Source organism: Actinocrispum wychmicini (assembly GCF_004345645.1).
Lineage (GTDB): Bacteria > Actinomycetota > Actinomycetes > Mycobacteriales > Pseudonocardiaceae > Kibdelosporangium > Kibdelosporangium wychmicini.
Genome location: NZ_SLWS01000009.1, coordinates 465,021 through 480,524 on the forward strand (window position 1 = coordinate 465,021; position 15,504 = coordinate 480,524).

The window sequence follows — 15,504 nt, forward strand, 5'->3', positions numbered from 1 at the left end:
AAAGGGGAATCGCGGGACGGATCTCAACTCGTCACTGTATCGACGATTGCCCGCGATCGACCGCCATTCCCGCGATATCCTCCAATCGGCGCTGTTTGGTCTCCGGCGACGTCCGGGCGAACACCAGGATCGCCACCAGCAACGGCACCGCGCCCAACAGCCCGGTCACCAGCAACGACGGCGCCGCGATGCCGCCGAGCACCACGATCAGGATGAGGACACCGCCCGCCTTCGTCATCCCGGCCGTCCACCCGACCGCGTGGGAACGCACCACGGTCGGGTACACCTCGGACGCGTAAGCGGTCACCACGGCTACGATCGAACTGATCCCCGACAACGGCACCACCAGCAGCGCGGCCAACAGGAAGTGCTTGTCCGCTATCGATTCCCCGAACACCGCGAACACCCCGACGGCGACCACGGTCAACGCGGACAGGCAGATCATGGTTCTTCTGCTGCCCCAGAAGCCGTACAGCAGCGAGACCACAATGGTCAACGGCAGGCCGAGCACTGCCGAGTCGCGCAGGACGTAGTCCGAGTTCACCTCGGTGAGGCCGAGGTGCTGCAGGTTGGTCGGCACCCAGAACTGGAAGCCGTAGGTCAACAGTCCGGCCGCGACCGCGAGCAACGTGATCGCCGCGGTGGGCCGGGCGGCCAAACCGAAGAACAGGTCACGGTAGCCGGACCGCCGCACCGGCGCCGGTTCGACAGTGTCCGGGTCTCCGGATCGCCACCCTGGTGCCGGTTCGTCGACGTCACGGTCCACCATCCGCGCGCCGTACCGGGCCATCACCGCCTCGGCCTGCTTCGGGTGGCCAGCCGCGAAGAGATAGCGCGGGGACTCCGGGATCCACCGGTTGAGCAGGATCAGCAGCAGTCCAGTTGGCAGGCCGATCAACCACAGCACGCGCCAGCTGAACTCGGGGGTCAGCGCGCCGGCCAGCCAGCTGGTGATCACGTACGCGCCGGCGATGTCCCCGCCGATCAGGACAATGAGCCAGCCGCGGTGCCGGGCCGGGATCGTCTCGGCGATGAGCACGAACGCGATGGGCAGCATGCCACCCGCGCCGATGCCCATCAGGAAGCACATCAGCACGTTCCCGCCGAACCCCGGCATCGCGCCGCAGATCGACGTGGACACGAACAGAATCCCGGCGAACACGATCGACGCGCGCCGGCCGATCCGGTCGCCCGCCCAGCCCCACAGGAAGGATCCCGTGACGGTACCGGTGATCCCGCTCAACGGCAGCCACGTGACCAGCAGGCGGTGGGCGCCGGTGAGGCCGTACTCGCGGGCCACGCCCGGCGCGACGAACGACAGTGTGGTCGGCTTCATCACGTCGATGGTGATCGCGAGCGCCATCACCACCAGCAACGCGACGTGCGCGAACCGGATGGGCACGTCGTCCATGGGGCGCACGGTGATCGCGGCCGCCTGCCTGCGGATCGCCCCGGACCGCTCAGGCAGTAGTCCCCAGAACGAAAGCGCGAGCCCGGCCACGATCGCCACCATGCCGAGGACCATCGTCAGGTCCGGCTCCATGTCGGCCATCCGGTACCCCATGTCCCCGGCCGACAGGTACATCGGCAGATGCATGACCACGCCCCCGACGCACAGCAGCGCGCCCGTCCAGAACGCGAGCGGATGCCGGAACATTCGTAGCCGAGCCTGGTCCTCCACAGCATCGATCTAATCGGGACACGCGCGCGATTTCTTCTTCCATCCGGCTGTATTCGGGCTGGCACCGCCTGACACCAGGCATTTTGGAAGACGATCCACTTCGGTGGCGCGGTTAGCGTAGCGCGGGACGCAGTCGGGAGGAGACAATCGTGGCCACACAGCAGAATTCCGCAAGCCGGCGGTCGCGCCGGAGCCCTGTCGTGCTGCCCGCGCGGGCCATCCGGGTCGGCTGGCTGCTGGCCGCGACGGCCACGCGGGTGGCCGTGCTCTGGCTGGCCACCCGTCCTGCCCGGCACCGGGCCCGGTTCGCCGGCAAGATGATCGACCTGGCCGTGCGGCAGATCAACCGCGGCGGCCCGACTTTCATCAAGATGGCCCAGCTGCTCAGCACCCGGGTCGATCTGCTGCCGTCCGCGCTGTGCGCCAAACTGGCAACACTGCACGACAACGTGCCTGCCATGCGCCCGAAAGTGGCACGACGACTGGCTGACAAGCGTCTCGGTGGCGCGCTCGACGAACTGTGCACAGAATTCGATTCCGACGCTGTGGCCAGCGGAAGCATTGCCTGCGTGTATCGAGCGACGTTGCGCGACGGCAGCACAGTCGCCATCAAGGTGCGCCGCGCGCGGGTGGATCGTGTGCTGCGGGCCGACTTGGCGTTGATGCGCACGGTGTCCAGGATGATGGCTCTGCTGCCGGCGTTCCGCAGTCTTCCCGTGCGCGAGATGGTCGACCAGCTCGGCGGCGCCATCGGTGCGCAACTGGACTTCGCCAGGGAGGCCGACGCCTTGCGGGCGTTGGCGGACAATCTGCGCGAACTGCCCGGTGTGCACGTTCCCGCCGTGCGGACGGATGTGGTCGATCCGAACCACACCGAAGGCATCCTGGTCATGGAGTTCGTGCCGGGCCTCATCCGGCGCTCCCCGGCCGACCTGCCGCCAGCGGCGGGGCCGGCCCTCGTGTCGCTGTGCCTGGACGCGGTCTACCAGATGTTGTTCCAGGACGGCTTGGTGCACAACGACCTGCACCCCGGGAACCTGTACTTCATGGCCGACGGCTCGATCGTGATCGTGGACGCCGGGTTCGTCACCAGGCTGAGCGCGGGCGCGAAGAGGAGCTTCGCCGAGTTCTTCTACGCGATGGCCCTCGGCGACGGCGAGCGGTGCGCGGAGATCCTGATAGAGACCGGAAAGCGACCCGACAGCTTCGCTGTGCGATCCTTCCGCAAGGAGATATCGGAGCTCGTTCGAGCCAACAGTGGGGCCCGCTCGAAGGACTTCAACCTGCTCCAGTTCTCCGCCACGCTGTTCGACATCCAACGCCGGCACCAGCTGTACGCCGAGCCCGAGTTCGTGTTCCCGATCCTGTCGCTGCTCGTCCTGGAAGGCGCGATCAAGGAGTTCGCGCCGGACACCGACTTCCAGAGCAAGGCGGTCCCGTACGTGCTGGCCGCCCTCGCCGACGCCGCATAAGCACAAACCACACTGGGGGAGGATCTGTTGTGCCGACGCACCCAGAACACTTGTTGTCCGAGAAGGAATCGCGCCCGGTGGCACGCCCCCGGTTGCGCTGCCTGAGCAGTGAGACGGCCGAGGGGGCGGACGCCGAAGCAGCCACAGACCTCCTGTTACAGATGGACTCGTCCGACCGTCGGCTGCGGGCGGCCGGCCGCGCCATGCGCGACCACGCCCGATACTGCGAACGCAACCGGCTGCCGGTCGACCGTCCGGTGATCGCCCGGCTGACCGAAGCCATCGAGAACGCCCGGACGCGTATCGCGCAGGAGCGTGTACTCCTCGCCGGGCACGGCACTAGCGACCGGCCGGAGTTGCTGTCATCCGGTGAACTCGTGCTGCGTTTCGCTTTGGCCACCTATGGATACGTCCGGGACGCGCTGGAGTGGTGCGTGCCCGCCTGCGCCCAGTCGCACGCCGTACAGTTCTTCGATCCTGTTGTGCAGCGCACCCCGGTTCCGGCGCACGCCCGGTACGGCGAGGCCTCGGTGCGTGAGGTGGAACGGCAGACCGCCGACCTGCTCGGTCTGCCCGGCACGCACACAATCAGCGCGACTTCGTCCGGCCAGGCCGCGTACACCCTGGTGGAGGCGGTCCTGCTGCGGGAGCGGCTGCGGCCCGGGGATCTGGTGCTGACCGCGTCGACGCTGCACCACGAGGCGGCCGACCAGCTCACCGCGCTGCCGTTCATCCGCACATTGCAGGTAGCGGGGCACACCGTCGACGACCTGTTGGCCGCTGTGGTGCGATATCAGCCGAGGTGTCTGTTCCTCGCACCGCTCGGTTCCACGGCCCGGCAGCACATCGTCGACGTCGGCGCGCTGCTGCGCCGCCTGACGAACGTCGCCACCCAGATCACGGTGGTCATCGACGGCACAACGATGTCCGGCGCGTTGCCCGGTGAGGTGTTCAGCCAGTCGCGTGGTGTGGAAGTGATCTACTACGAAAGCGCGTCGACGTACCTGCAACTGGGCCTGGACACCGCGATGGCCGGGATCGTCGCCCACCCGGTCGCGTTGCAGGGCGCGTTCGCCAGGCAGCGCGCGGCCACCAGCACGGTCCTCTACCGGCACGGCGCCGACCTCTTTCCCCGCTATACCAGCGAAATCCACCGCAGGCGGATGCTCCGCGTCGGACGCAACGCCGAACACGTGGCGACCGCGCTCGCGGAGAACGCTGCGGTGTCCGAACTCGGTGTCGTGTGCCATCCGTCCCTTCCCGGCCACCCGGACGCCCACCTCGCACGCAGGCTGCCGCACGCAGGTGGATGCGTGACGTTCTGGTTCCATGACCCCGGCCGGAACCGGCGGGCGGATCTGGACGGCGTGTGCGCCTGCGTCCTGGCCAACGCGCGGGCGTTAGGAGTGCAGCTCACCGCCGGTGTCGGGTTCGGGTTCTCCGTGCCGCGGTTATGCGTGCTGCCGGCCGGGGTCGGGCCGACCGACGACACCCCGTGCTATCTGCGGTTGTCCGTCGGTGATCGCGGAGACCAGCTCCACCTGCTCGTGGACGCGGTCGCGTCCGCCGTCACCGACCCCGTCGCCCGTGTCCTCGCCGGTTGACACGCGCGCTGCCCGGCTGACCGCGTGGTGGTCAGCCGGGCAACGGATGCTCTGTCAGGTGCCTGTGGCTTCGAAAGGCAGGCGCAGCAGGTGTCCCATCCTGTCCCGTTTGGCCGACAGGTAGGCCACGTTGTGTGGAGTGGCGGTCGTCTCCAGGCCGCGCCGGCCGACGATGTCGATGCCGTACGCGGAGAGGCCGTGGTACTTCGCCGGGTTGTTAGTCATCAGCCGAACCTGCCGTACGCCGAGATCACGCAGGATGTGCGCGCCGACGCCGTACTCACGGTCGTCGACCGGCAGCCCGAGCCGCAGGTTGGCGTCCACAGTGTCCAGTTGCTGGTGTTGTTGCAGGTGGTAGGCGCGCAGCTTGTGCGCCAGGCCGACGCCTCGGCCTTCGTGCCCGCGCAGGTACACCAGCACCCCACGACCGGCCGCCGCGATGTGCCGCATGGCCAGGTCCAGTTGCGGCCCGCAGTCGCAGCGCAGCGAGCCGACCAGATCGCCGGTCAGGCACTCGCTGTGCACCCGGACAAGCACCTCGTCCCCGTCGGCGACGTTGCCGAGCACCAGCGCCAGATGCTCCCAGGAGTCCACTGTAGACTCGTACGCGATGGCTCGGAACGTGGCGAGTTCGGTGGGTATGTCGGCCTCACCGGCCCGGACGACCAGGCTGGCGAACGCCCGCCTGTACCGGATCAGGTCGGCGACGGTGACCACCGGCAGGTCGTGCCGGGCGGCGAACCGGACCAACGCGGGCCGGCGCATCATGGCCGTCCGGTCCCGGGTGACCACCTCGCACAGCAGCGCGGCCGGCCGCAACCCCGCCATCCGACACAGGTCCACACCTGCTTCGGTGTGGCCAGCGCGCTTGAGCACGCCGCCCTCGCGCGCCTGTAGCGGGAGAATGTGCCCGGGGCGGGCCAGTTCCATCGCCGTGGTCGAGTCGTCGGCGAGCGCCATCGCGGTGGCCGACCTGTCCGCCGCGCTGATCCCGGTGCTGGTGCCGGGCCCGTAGTCGACAGTCACCAGGAACGCCGTGCCGTGGCTTTCAGTGTTGTCCCGCACCATCAGCTCCAGCCCCAGGTCACGGGCACGCCGCGGGGTGACCGCGACACAGAGCAGGCCCGAGGTGTGCCGCAGGAAGAACGCCACCTTGTCGGGTGTGGCGTGCTGGGCGGCCATGATCAGGTCGCCCTCGTTCTCGCGGTCCTCGTCGTCGAGCACGACCACGATGCCGCCGCAGGCGAGTTGCCGTACGGCGGCTTCTACGGTCTCGGTGACCGGGTCCATCAGTTCTCCGGCTGCGGCGACGCGGCTGGCATCCGGAAGTCCGCCACGAAGGTGTGCAGCAGCGCCGGATCGCCGTCCACCTGGATCGCACCGGCCCGCACTGCCTCGTCCGGGTCGAGTTCGCCGGTGAGCAGCGGCCGGATGTTCATCCCGGTCTCGATCACCACGTCGGCGCCGCCAGGCAACGGGCCCACCCCCGACGACATCACCCCGTCCCGCACATACGCGTACACCACGAGGTCGAACTCGGCGATCTGCACCTGGTAGCCGGCCTCGCGGCCGAACGACGCCTCCGGCCGGAAGTTCGACCGCAACGCCATCACGAGCGCGTCCGGGGTGATGATGTCCTCCGCCCGTGGCTCGCCCAGCAACCGGGCACCCCACTGGCCGAGCCGCACGGTGATGTCGTCGAGCTCAAGCCCGAACTCGGTCAGCTCGTACACCTCACCGTCCACTTCGTCCGGTGTGCGGCGCACGACCCCGCCGTGCTCCAGCTCCCTCAGCCTGGCCAGCAGGGTGTCCGCCGGCAGCCGCGGCAACCCCTGCTGCAGGTCGGCGAGCTTCCTGGGGCCCACCAACAGGTTCCGGACGAGCAGCATCGACCACCGCTCGCCGATCACCTCAAGGGCCCGGGACAACGCGCAGTACTGGCCGTAGGTCAGCCTGGTCATCGACTGGAGGCCGGTGATCACCGACTCCACCTCGCCGGCCCCGGTCGCCTGCGCCACCAGGCCGTCCAGGTCCGGCTCCAACGCGTCCCGCGGCACGGCGCTGGTGGAGAACTGGAACCCGTCTCCGATGATCGTCACACCCTGCCGGTCAACGACCAGCTTGCGTCCGGCATCCGTCATGTCGTGGTGTCCTTCCCGATGGGCCTGGCGGACAACCTCCATGATCGGCCAGGACCCCACCGGCGGACATCTTCCGGCGTGCCGACTACTCGATCATCGCCAGCAGCCCGGAATACCCGATCTGGCGCAGCCGCTGGCCGGACTCCGCGAAGTACCCGGCGTCCGCGCGAACACCCAGACCGTCAACCATTCGGTTCATGAAGTTGAACAGCGCGCACACCAGCACCGCGTCGTGCAGAGCGCGTTCGTCCCAGCCAGCGGCGAACACGTCGTCCGCGTCGGCCTGCGTGACCTGGGACGGAGTCGCGGTGAGCTTGCCGACATAGCGCAACACCGGACGCAGCTTGTCCCCGACCGGCGCGGTGTCCAAATCAGACAGTGCGGCGGCCAGGAGCCCGGCCTCGACACCGAACGCCTCGGCGGTCTGCGTATGAACGCCGTGGCAGTACGAGCAAGCGTTGACCCCCGACACATAGGCGGCGATCAGTTCACGCTCCGCGGAGGTGAAGGGCGACTCCTCGCGCATCACCAGTTCGTGGAAGGCGATCAGCGGCTTGGCGGTCGCCGGGTACGCCCGAAACACCTGAAGCAGCTTCGAGTCCTCAGGCAACGACGGCAGGTACGTCATGTGCGGTCCTCCACCCATCGGTCGATCTCGGCGCGCCGCAACCAGCACGCGGTGAGGTATGCCCGGCACGCCGGCCCGGTGGCCAACGGATCCACCGCGGCCACCGCACGCTCAGCCGGTGCCCAACCCTGCCTCGGCGACCCGGAACCGACCACACCACCGGCCGCCTCGGCAACAGCCACCCGCACCGACCGCCACCGCCGACACCCCACCTCAACGAGATCCGCCATGGCAGGCCTCAGCGCGGCACCATGCCGAACATGGTCCACCGATAGTGCGACGGCACCCGGATCCTCCGCCATCGCGGCCATGCCCAACCCCGCCATCAACCGTTCGACATCCAAACCCAGCAAGATGATGCCCACCTCGGTGGAAGGCGGATCATCAACGGCCGGCATGGCGAAAGCGGTGTCCTGCGAGCTATCCACGAACCACCGCCCGCGCCCCAACGGAAGAGCCATCAGAGCCAGCATGGCCGCCCGAACCCAGGTGGCCATCAGAGCCGGAACGGCCATCCAAACCCACGTGGCCATCCCGCCCGGCACGGCCAGGCAAACCAGCGCCCTCGTCCGAACCCCTGTGGCCAACCCGCTCGGCACGGCCAGGCAAACCAGCGCCCTCGTCCGAACCCCTGTGGCCAACCCGCTCGGCATCGCCATCCCGATCCGCGCGGCCGTCCGGACCCACGTGGCCATCCCGCCCGACATCGCTGTCCCGGTCCGCGCGGCCGTCCGGACCCACGTGGCCATCCCGCTCGGCACGGCCAGCCCGCTCACCATCGCCGGCCTGCTCGGCGCTGCCGGCGGAGCCTATGTGCCCATCCCGCTGGGCATCGCCATCCGGGACCGCGCGGCCGCTCGAACCTGTGCGGCCGTCCAGCCCTGGCGCGATGCCTTCCCTCAGGCCGGTCGCCACTGTCACGGCCACCCGGGCTGTTGCCACTCGGTGGCCGTCGATGTTTCGGCCCGCTGGGCCAAGGACCATCGCCGTCGCCGCGCCCACCGCCAGCACTCTGGGCGCGTGGCGGTAGGACAGCATTCGCTCGTCCAGGTCGGGCCAACCGTTGTCGTCGCCGACCAGGTCGGTCGGGAGCAGGCCGCGGCCGGTCGACACGGTCGTCCCGAGCGCGAGCAGAACGTGGTCGCATTCCAAGGATGTACCGTCGCTCAGCCTGATGGTGGGGTCGACCTCGTGGATTTGTCGGCCCCGGTGCACGACCAACTGGCCGGATGCCTCAGCGCGTTGCAGCATGGGCCGGAACTCGAACATGATCGAGGCACGCCGATGGGTTCGCATCAGGGCTTGGCGGTGCTCCTGGTCTCCCCCGCCGAACCGGGCGCGGCCCTCCGGGCGGAAGAACTTCGAGTTCACGTCGGCGCACTGGAAGCGTTCCGCGGACTCGCGGAACACCCAGTCCACGCGGTGGCCCGCGGCGAGCGCGCTGCCGATCAGGTGTGCTGAAGTCAGGCCGGCTCCGACCACGGCGATCCGGCCGTCGCCGCGCGCCAGGACCGGGTCAGCGGGCGAGTCCCAATAGGACACTCCGGCCGGCGGTTCGCCACCGCCCCACCAGCTTTCCGGCGCTTCCGCGCGTTCCTCGCCCAGGCACAGCACGACGAAGTCGGCCCGGATGTCAAACCCGTCGCCGCGGACCGTCACGCCACGATCATCCGGGAGTACCTCGCGGACCAGTGCGCGCCACGTCTTCGAGTCGACCTGGTGGGTGGCCGCGATGTGCCGGCAGTACGCGTCGAAGACGTCCACCGGCACCACAGAACGGTGACCCGCCTGGGACATCCGGACTTCACGGCGCTCGACGGCGGTCAGCCGCGCCCAGTTCAACCTGGCGAAATCCAGCAACTCGCAGTCGCGAAAGCCCTCGACCCCAGGGTGGTGCTCGTAGGGGGACCGCAGCACCCGCTGGTCCAGGCGGTCGATCCGATCCAGGAACCGGCCACCCGGCCGGCCGACCCGATCCAGCAACACCACATCCGGCACGCCGAGATGCCACAGCGCGCACGCGACCGCCAGCCCGGCGGGACCGGCCCCGACGATCACCACGTCCGCCCTGGCAGGCGGCCGGCCGGTCGGGCCGTGCCCCGGGAACAACGGCCAGTGCCGACCGCGGACGGACTCGAGCAGACGCGGTTCGGGGACGAACGTCGTCGGCATCAACCGATGACGGTCACCGGGACGATGACCTCGATGACCGGACGCTGGGGCAGGCCATTGGCGACCAACCGCTCGATCTCCTCGGGCGTCTTCATCGGGCCGTCCGCGGACACCGGGCTGTACCGGGAGTGCACGTACGCCGGCTTACGGCTGGTGGTCTCCAGCGTGTACACCTTCAGCAGTGCCTCGCCGGGCCGGACCTCGCCGTCGAAGAACGTGAGTCTGCGCAGGTCAGGGGTCATGAAGGACTTCGCGAACTGGCGCGACATCACCATCGTGTCGGCGTCGTTCACGAACGTCGAGTCGTCGTCGAGGGTTGCCTGCATGGCCACCCATGTCTGGTCGGTCAGGTTCGTCTCGGATTTGATCACCTGCCAGCGTCCCGGCTCCGGCAGGTTGATGGCGATCGACACATCGTGATCATTTGTGTCATACGCGCCGGAAACCATGAGCACACGCCGCCGGACGTCGGCGACCGCGGCCATCTGAATATCACGCGCGCGCACTCGGGAGGAGACGTCTAAGCCGGGAAGATCAAGAGAAGACACGGTATACCCCCAAGAAGCTACGGTTGCTTTCGCTACTGTACGACCGCCTGTGGAGCCTGGCAGGGCGAAAGCACCGCGTCAATGCTCCGATCCACCCGGGGGTGTTCGTCCGGATGCCGTCCGCACTGGTCAACGACACTGGAACGGTTCGGAAAAACACCGCGTTACGCTGCAGTTTGATCAATCAGTCTCGGCTCTGTCGGATACCCGGCGCCTGATCCGGTGAACCAATGTAGGCGATATCGAAGAAACCGGGCTGTGTCCGCGAAATCGTGACCACCAGATTGTCCCGCAAACAAATGGCGAGCTCTTCCGGCCGCTCGCGGTGCGACATGGTCAGGTACGAGCGGAACAAAGTGCCGTCGGTGACCGCGAAAAGCGCGCGGTAGACCAAGTTGCGGGCCGCCTGCGGCGCCGTCTCCGACCATTCGTCGAGCACGTCGAGGCCGGTGTTCAACTGGTTGCGACGACCGGACAGCGGACCGGCCGGGCATTCGAAGTTGTCCATCATCTCAAACATCTCAACCTCCGGCAAAGCCTGGTCACAACTATAGGGACTGGGGGAAATATCGGTGTTACATAACGCCGAGGGTCGGCCGGCTCAGCCAGACCGAGCGGGCGGCCGGCGACGGCCCGGCCGGGACGCGCACCACGGCCACCGGCCCGGCGGCGAGGTCGGCCGCGTCCAGCACCAGCAGCTCCTGCTCCCTGGTCGCCACCCGCTCCACCGGCAGCAGCAGCCAGCAGTCCGAAGCGCCCCGCCCGGTCTTCGGGACCAGCACGGGCCGGCCGGCGACCAGGCCCGGCTCCAACGCGCCGGCCACCGCTTCACCAGTGCTCAGGTCGCGCCGGGTCAGCTCGGCGCCACGGGCTGAGGTGGCGACGGTGAACAGGTGTTTCCCTGCGGCCACGGCACTCCGCACCGGGCTGGTCAGCCGGCGGGCCGTGGCCAGGCCGGTCCGCGGGTCCAGCGTCCACCGAACGACCGCGCCGGCCGCCGAACCGACACCCGCGAGCGCACCGGCGGCCTGGTCGAACGGGCCCGTGTGCCAGACCGCGTCCAGGATCACCCGGCCGGACTCGTGGTGCGCGCCGACCACCTGACCGGCGTAGCCGGCCGGGATGTCGAACCAGACTGGGGCGGCGACCTGCTCCGGACACCTCGGCACCAGGCCGATCCGCGCGCCCCGGTCCGGCTGCCACACGTACGGGTCGCGCTCCCCCACCAGGTCGGCCGCGCGTGAGTACGCCACTGGCAGGTCCAGCACGACGACGTGCCGCTCGGTCACCGCGAGCGCGCGGACGAGCGAAGCGTGCGGCAGCGGGAACGACCGGGTGTGCAACACCTGGCCGACGGAATCCACGATCAGGTGCCGGCCGTGGTCGCTGCCGGGAGCGGTGACCACGGTGTGCCACACCGGGTCGACGCCGTCACGTACGGGGAAGGCGGCCATCTCGGGCGAGGTCTCGGTCAGCCGGACCGGCGCCACCGGGCCGAACGGGCAGGGCCGCCGGCCGGTGTCGGTCGCGCGGAACCGAGCGGCGATCCCGTTCCGGAGCCGGATCCCCTCCACGACCGTCGCGGCGTTGCCCACGGTCGGGTGCGGCCTCGCCTGCAGGAAACATCCGTCCAGGTCAGCGGGCAGAACGCCGGCCACTGTCAAGCGCAGTTCGGTCGACCGGGGTGCCGTCTCGCACGCGAATCCGTCACGGGGGCGAACAGGGGCGATCAGGCGGGGCCGTCGGGTGAGCGTCGTGACCATGTCGGGCACCTGCCTTACGAGAGTTCGTAGCATAACGATGCTGTGCTACAAAGAATAGAGCTGTTATGTAATACTGTCAACATGCCACGACCGAGTGATCCCGCCCTGAAGGCGGCGCTGATCGAGATAGGTGCCCGACTACTCGACGAAGAGGGTCCGCAGGCGCTGTCGACCAGGCGGATCGCCGCCGAGGCCGGCAGTTCGACCATGCCCGTCTACACGTACTTCGGCGGGATGAGCGGCCTGGTCCGCGAGATGGTCTACGAGGGCTTCGCCCGGCTGCACCGGTACTTCGCCGAGGTCAACGAGACCGGCGACCCAGTGGCCGACATGGCACTGATGGGCCGCGCCTACCGGCACAACGCGGTCGCCAACCCGCACCTGTACGCGGTGATGTTCGGCGGGGCGTCGCTGGCCGGCTTCGAACTGTCCGACGAAGACCGCCAACACGGCAGGTACAACCTGCTCAACGTGGTGGACTGCGCGCGCAGGTGCATCGACTCGGGCCGGTTTCGGCAGGCCGACGCGCTGCTCGTCGCGCACCAGATGTGGATCACCATGCACGGGCTGGTCAACCTGGAACTGGGCGACTACCTGATCGACCCCTGCAACGCCAAGGTCATGCTGGAGACCCAACTGGTCAGCATGATGATCGGCGCGGGAGACCGGCCGGAACTGGCCGCGGCCTCGGTGGCCGCCTCGGCCCTGCGGTTCAGCGCGGAGATCGTCGACCCGCCAACCCTCACCGCCCCCGCCGGTCTCTAGGCGTTTCGGTGGTTAGAGGGGGATGTTGCCGTGCTTTCGCTGGGGGGCGAGCTTTCGCTTCGTCCGCAGCATGGCCAGGCCCCTGGCGACGGCGATCCTGGTGGTGGCCGGGTCGATCACGTCGTCGACCAGGCCGCGCTCCGCGGCGTAATGGGGGTGCACCAACTGTTCGGTGTACTCGTCGATCAGTTCCGCGCGTAGGCGCTCGGGATCGGCGGCCGCCGCGAGCTCACGACGGAACAGCACGTTGACCGCGCCTTCCGCGCCCATCACGGCGATCTCGTTCGTCGGCCAGGCGAACGACAAATCCGTGCCGACCGACCGTGAGTCCATCACGATGTACGCTCCGCCATACGCTTTACGGACGATCACGGAGATCCGCGGCACGGTCGCCTCGCAGTAGGCGTAGAGCAGTTTCGCGCCGTGCCGGATCACGCCGCCGAACTCCTGGCCGGTGCCCGGCAGGAACCCCGGTACGTCCACAAGGGTCACCAGCGGGATGCTGAAACTGTCGCAGAACCGGACGAACCTGGCGGCTTTCTGCGACGCGTCGATGTCCAGCACGCCTGCCTGGACCAGCGGCTGGTTGCCGACCACACCGACCACCTCGCCGTCGACGCGGCCGAGCACGCACACCACGTTGCCCGCGAAGTGCTCGTGCACCTCGATGAAGTCGCCGTCGTCGAGCAGTTCGCCGATCACCGACCGCATGTCGTAGGGCTTGGCGGGGTCGGCGGGCACGATGTCGGCCAGCGCCGGGCGCAGGTCCCGCGCCGCGCCGCACGACGGGCCGCTCAACGGCGGCTCCATGTTGTTGGACGGCAGCAACGACACCAGATAGCGCACGTCAGCGAGGCAGCTTTCCTCGTCGTCGTGCACAAAACTCGCCACCCCCGAACGGACGGCGTGGACCTGCGCGCCGCCCAGTTCGGCGTGGCTGACCCGTTCCCCGGTCACCGCTTCCACCACGTCCGGGCCGGTCAGGTACATCTGCGCGATGTCCCGCACCATGAACGTGAAGTCGGTCAGCGCGGGCGAGTACGCGGCACCGCCCGCGCACGGCCCCAGGATCACGCTGATCTGCGGGATCACCCCGGACGCCTCGACGTGCCTGCGGAAGATCCCGCCGTACCCGTCAAGCGCCATCACGCCTTCCTGGATCCGGGCGCCGCCGCTGTCGTTCAGCCCGATCAGCGGTGCGCCCGCGGCCAGCGCCAGGTCCATCACCTTGTGGATCTTCGCGGCGTGCGCGGCGCCGAGCGAGCCGCCGAAGATGGTGAAGTCCTGGGCGTAGACGAACACCTGCCGGCCGTCGATCGTGCCGGACCCGGTGACCACGCCGTCGGTGTGCGGCGCCTGGCCGGACATCTTCATGCCCCGCGCCTGGTGCCTGCGGTACATCTCGATCTCGGTGAACGACCCGGCGTCGAGCACCAGGTCGAGCCGCTCCCGCGCGGTGAGCTTGCCCAGGGCGTGCTGGCGGGCGACCGCGTCGGGCCGGCCGGCCACCACCTGGTCCCGCAGGGCGTCGCGACGCTCTCGGACCAGGTGCATCGACCGGCCCCGCGGCCGCCGCGGGAGCGGGGGCAGGGGCAACTCGGCGGCGGTCATCGGGTCCCGCCGCTAAGACGCTTCGCCGACATGGCAGACCACTCTCCTCGCGTCGGGCAGTCACGCTCCGATCGCCGGCGGCAGCGCCGACTGGTAGTTGCCGTGATAGAACAGCAGCGCCTCGCCGCGGTCGCCGCGGAACGAGCCGAGCACCTCGCCGAGGAAAATGGAGTGGTCGCCGCCGTTGTACACCTGGGTGAGGTCGCACTCCAGCCAGGCCAACGCACCGGACAGGAGCGGTGCTCCGGTTCGTGGCCCCGGCAGCCAGCTCACCGCGTCGAACTGGGCGGCCCCCGGCGGACGGTCCCGGTCGGCGAAGTACCGGGCCAGCTCCTCCTGGTCCGCGCCGAGCACCGAGACGCCGAACTGGCGGGTGGTCATGATCGCCTCGTGCAACCTGGCCGGCCGGGCCACGCAGCACAGCACCAGCGGCGGGTCCAAGGACACCGACGTGAAGGCGTTGGCCGTCATGCCGTGCCCTTCGTCGCCGGCGACGGTCAGAACCGTGATGCCGGTGGCGAACCGGGCCATCACCTCCCGCAGCGAGGCCTCGTCCAGGTCGTCCGGGACGGAGTGCAGCGACCGCTTCGGGCGGGCCGCCGCGATCGCGTCCTTGGTCGCCTGCCTGGCCCTGGCCACCTCGTCCCGGCGGCGGGTGGGCAGGACCGCGAGCCCTGAGCGGGCCGCGACCTGCGACTCGGTGTACGGCGCGAGCGCCTTGCGCAGGTCGGCCGGCACGCGTGACGGCACTGTCTCGGTGTTCGGGCCGCGCATGCACGCGATCCGCTGGATGCCGCGGGCGACAAGGGTTTCCTGGTCCTCGTCCAGCTTGACGTAGTCGAAGCTGAACTGGATCTGCGTCTGGGTCAGCTCCTCCAGCCGCATCCGCACCGACAGCTGGTCGAACGCGGTGATCTCGGCGAAGAACTCGCACTCCACCTTCAACGTGAACAGCTTCAGGTCCTCGCGCAGCTCGGCCAGCACGGTCGGCGCCTTCTCCTTGAGGAACATCTCCCGGCACCGGCCCTGCCAGCGCACGTAGTTCACGTAGTAGACGTTGCCCACCAGGTTCGTCTCCTCGAAACCCACCGTGTGGCGGATCTCGTAGTAGTTGGGCAT

General features: G+C 69.0%; 14 protein-coding genes and 1 pseudogene. 3 read left to right on the plus strand and 12 right to left on the minus strand.

Annotated elements, in window-relative coordinates; genetic code table 11:
• Positions 1 to 31 precede the first annotated feature (31 nt).
• A complete protein-coding gene (locus tag EV192_RS37430; RefSeq protein ID WP_132123351.1) occupies positions 32 to 1,681 on the minus strand; it encodes an MFS transporter in 1,650 nt (549 codons plus the stop codon).
• A gap of 149 nt (positions 1,682 to 1,830) precedes the next feature.
• Here EV192_RS37430 and EV192_RS37435 point away from each other — a divergent pair, with 149 nt between their 5' ends.
• Together EV192_RS37435 and EV192_RS37440 are read left to right on the plus strand one after the other, a co-directional pair.
• Positions 1,831 to 3,153: an ABC1 kinase family protein gene (locus EV192_RS37435; protein WP_132123352.1), complete on the plus strand. Its 1,323-nt coding sequence runs from the start codon at positions 1,831 to 1,833 to the stop codon at positions 3,151 to 3,153.
• A gap of 77 nt (positions 3,154 to 3,230) precedes the next feature.
• A complete protein-coding gene (locus tag EV192_RS37440; protein ID WP_132123353.1) occupies positions 3,231 to 4,757 on the plus strand; it encodes a PLP-dependent transferase in 1,527 nt (508 codons plus the stop codon).
• Between the two features lie 54 nt (positions 4,758 to 4,811).
• Here EV192_RS37440 and EV192_RS37445 read toward each other — a convergent pair whose 3' ends face one another.
• The 8 genes from EV192_RS37445 to EV192_RS37480 form a co-directional block, all read right to left on the minus strand.
• Positions 4,812 to 6,047 (minus strand): bifunctional 3,4-dihydroxy-2-butanone-4-phosphate synthase/GTP cyclohydrolase II, encoded by a 1,236-nt coding sequence (locus EV192_RS37445; RefSeq protein ID WP_132123354.1) that lies wholly within the window; start codon positions 6,045 to 6,047, stop codon positions 4,812 to 4,814.
• Entirely contained in the window at positions 6,047 to 6,898 is an 852-nt protein-coding gene (locus EV192_RS37450; protein WP_243727322.1) for a winged helix-turn-helix transcriptional regulator, read from the minus strand. Before EV192_RS37450 ends, EV192_RS37445 begins: the two co-directional genes overlap by 1 nt.
• A gap of 85 nt (positions 6,899 to 6,983) precedes the next feature.
• Positions 6,984 to 7,526 carry a carboxymuconolactone decarboxylase family protein gene (locus EV192_RS37455; RefSeq protein ID WP_132123355.1) on the minus strand — a complete coding sequence of 181 codons (543 nt, stop codon included), beginning with the start codon at positions 7,524 to 7,526 and terminating at the stop codon, positions 6,984 to 6,986.
• Entirely contained in the window at positions 7,523 to 7,987 is a 465-nt protein-coding gene (locus EV192_RS37460; protein WP_132123356.1) for a DUF6187 family protein, read from the minus strand. Before EV192_RS37460 ends, EV192_RS37455 begins: the two co-directional genes overlap by 4 nt.
• Complete coding sequence (locus tag EV192_RS37465) at positions 7,947 to 9,698, minus strand: FAD-dependent oxidoreductase (protein ID WP_279495056.1); 1,752 nt, start codon at positions 9,696 to 9,698, stop codon at positions 7,947 to 7,949. Before EV192_RS37465 ends, EV192_RS37460 begins: the two co-directional genes overlap by 41 nt.
• Entirely contained in the window at positions 9,698 to 10,183 is a 486-nt protein-coding gene (locus EV192_RS37470) for a DUF6423 family protein (RefSeq protein WP_165960836.1), read from the minus strand. Before EV192_RS37470 ends, EV192_RS37465 begins: the two co-directional genes overlap by 1 nt.
• Before the next feature lie 247 nt (positions 10,184 to 10,430).
• Positions 10,431 to 10,766: a DUF6235 family protein gene (locus tag EV192_RS37475; protein ID WP_132123358.1), complete on the minus strand. Its 336-nt coding sequence runs from the start codon at positions 10,764 to 10,766 to the stop codon at positions 10,431 to 10,433.
• 55 nt (positions 10,767 to 10,821) lie between these two features.
• Positions 10,822 to 12,009: a carotenoid oxygenase family protein gene (locus EV192_RS37480; protein ID WP_165960837.1), complete on the minus strand. Its 1,188-nt coding sequence runs from the start codon at positions 12,007 to 12,009 to the stop codon at positions 10,822 to 10,824.
• Between the two features lie 81 nt (positions 12,010 to 12,090).
• Between EV192_RS37480 and EV192_RS37485 the strand changes: the two genes are divergently transcribed.
• Entirely contained in the window at positions 12,091 to 12,774 is a 684-nt protein-coding gene (locus tag EV192_RS37485) for a TetR/AcrR family transcriptional regulator (protein WP_132123360.1), read from the plus strand.
• Between the two features lie 12 nt (positions 12,775 to 12,786).
• Here EV192_RS37485 and EV192_RS37490 read toward each other — a convergent pair whose 3' ends face one another.
• The 3 genes and pseudogenes from EV192_RS37490 to EV192_RS37500 all read right to left on the minus strand — a co-directional run.
• Complete coding sequence (locus EV192_RS37490; protein WP_424923417.1) at positions 12,787 to 14,385, minus strand: acyl-CoA carboxylase subunit beta; 1,599 nt, start codon at positions 14,383 to 14,385, stop codon at positions 12,787 to 12,789.
• A gap of 60 nt (positions 14,386 to 14,445) precedes the next feature.
• On the minus strand, positions 14,446 to 14,916 hold the full coding sequence (locus tag EV192_RS37495) for a flavin reductase family protein (protein WP_132123406.1): 471 nt from the start codon (positions 14,914 to 14,916) through the stop codon (positions 14,446 to 14,448).
• A gap of 156 nt (positions 14,917 to 15,072) precedes the next feature.
• Positions 15,073 to 15,504: pseudogene (locus EV192_RS37500) on the minus strand (acyl-CoA thioesterase); the annotation flags it as partial.

Excerpts from the sequence above, each read along its gene's own strand:
- EV192_RS37445 (WP_132123354.1), bottom strand. The coding sequence starts at position 6,047 with ATGGACCCGGTCACCGAGACCGTAGAAGCCGCCGTACGGCAACTCGCC.
- EV192_RS37480 (WP_165960837.1), bottom strand. The coding sequence starts at position 12,009 with ATGGTCACGACGCTCACCCGACGGCCCCGCCTGATCGCCCCTGTTCGC.
- EV192_RS37470 (WP_165960836.1), bottom strand. The coding sequence starts at position 10,183 with ATGGCCGCGGTCGCCGACGTCCGGCGGCGTGTGCTCATGGTTTCCGGC.
- EV192_RS37450 (WP_243727322.1), bottom strand. The coding sequence starts at position 6,898 with ATGACGGATGCCGGACGCAAGCTGGTCGTTGACCGGCAGGGTGTGACG.
- EV192_RS37495 (WP_132123406.1), bottom strand. The coding sequence starts at position 14,916 with ATGGCCCGGTTCGCCACCGGCATCACGGTTCTGACCGTCGCCGGCGAC.
- EV192_RS37490 (WP_424923417.1), bottom strand. The coding sequence starts at position 14,385 with ATGACCGCCGCCGAGTTGCCCCTGCCCCCGCTCCCGCGGCGGCCGCGG.
- EV192_RS37455 (WP_132123355.1), bottom strand. The coding sequence starts at position 7,526 with ATGACGTACCTGCCGTCGTTGCCTGAGGACTCGAAGCTGCTTCAGGTG.
- EV192_RS37485 (WP_132123360.1), top strand. The coding sequence starts at position 12,091 with ATGCCACGACCGAGTGATCCCGCCCTGAAGGCGGCGCTGATCGAGATA.
- EV192_RS37465 (WP_279495056.1), bottom strand. The coding sequence starts at position 9,698 with ATGCCGACGACGTTCGTCCCCGAACCGCGTCTGCTCGAGTCCGTCCGC.
- EV192_RS37475 (WP_132123358.1), bottom strand. The coding sequence starts at position 10,766 with ATGTTTGAGATGATGGACAACTTCGAATGCCCGGCCGGTCCGCTGTCC.
- EV192_RS37460 (WP_132123356.1), bottom strand. The coding sequence starts at position 7,987 with ATGGCTCTTCCGTTGGGGCGCGGGCGGTGGTTCGTGGATAGCTCGCAG.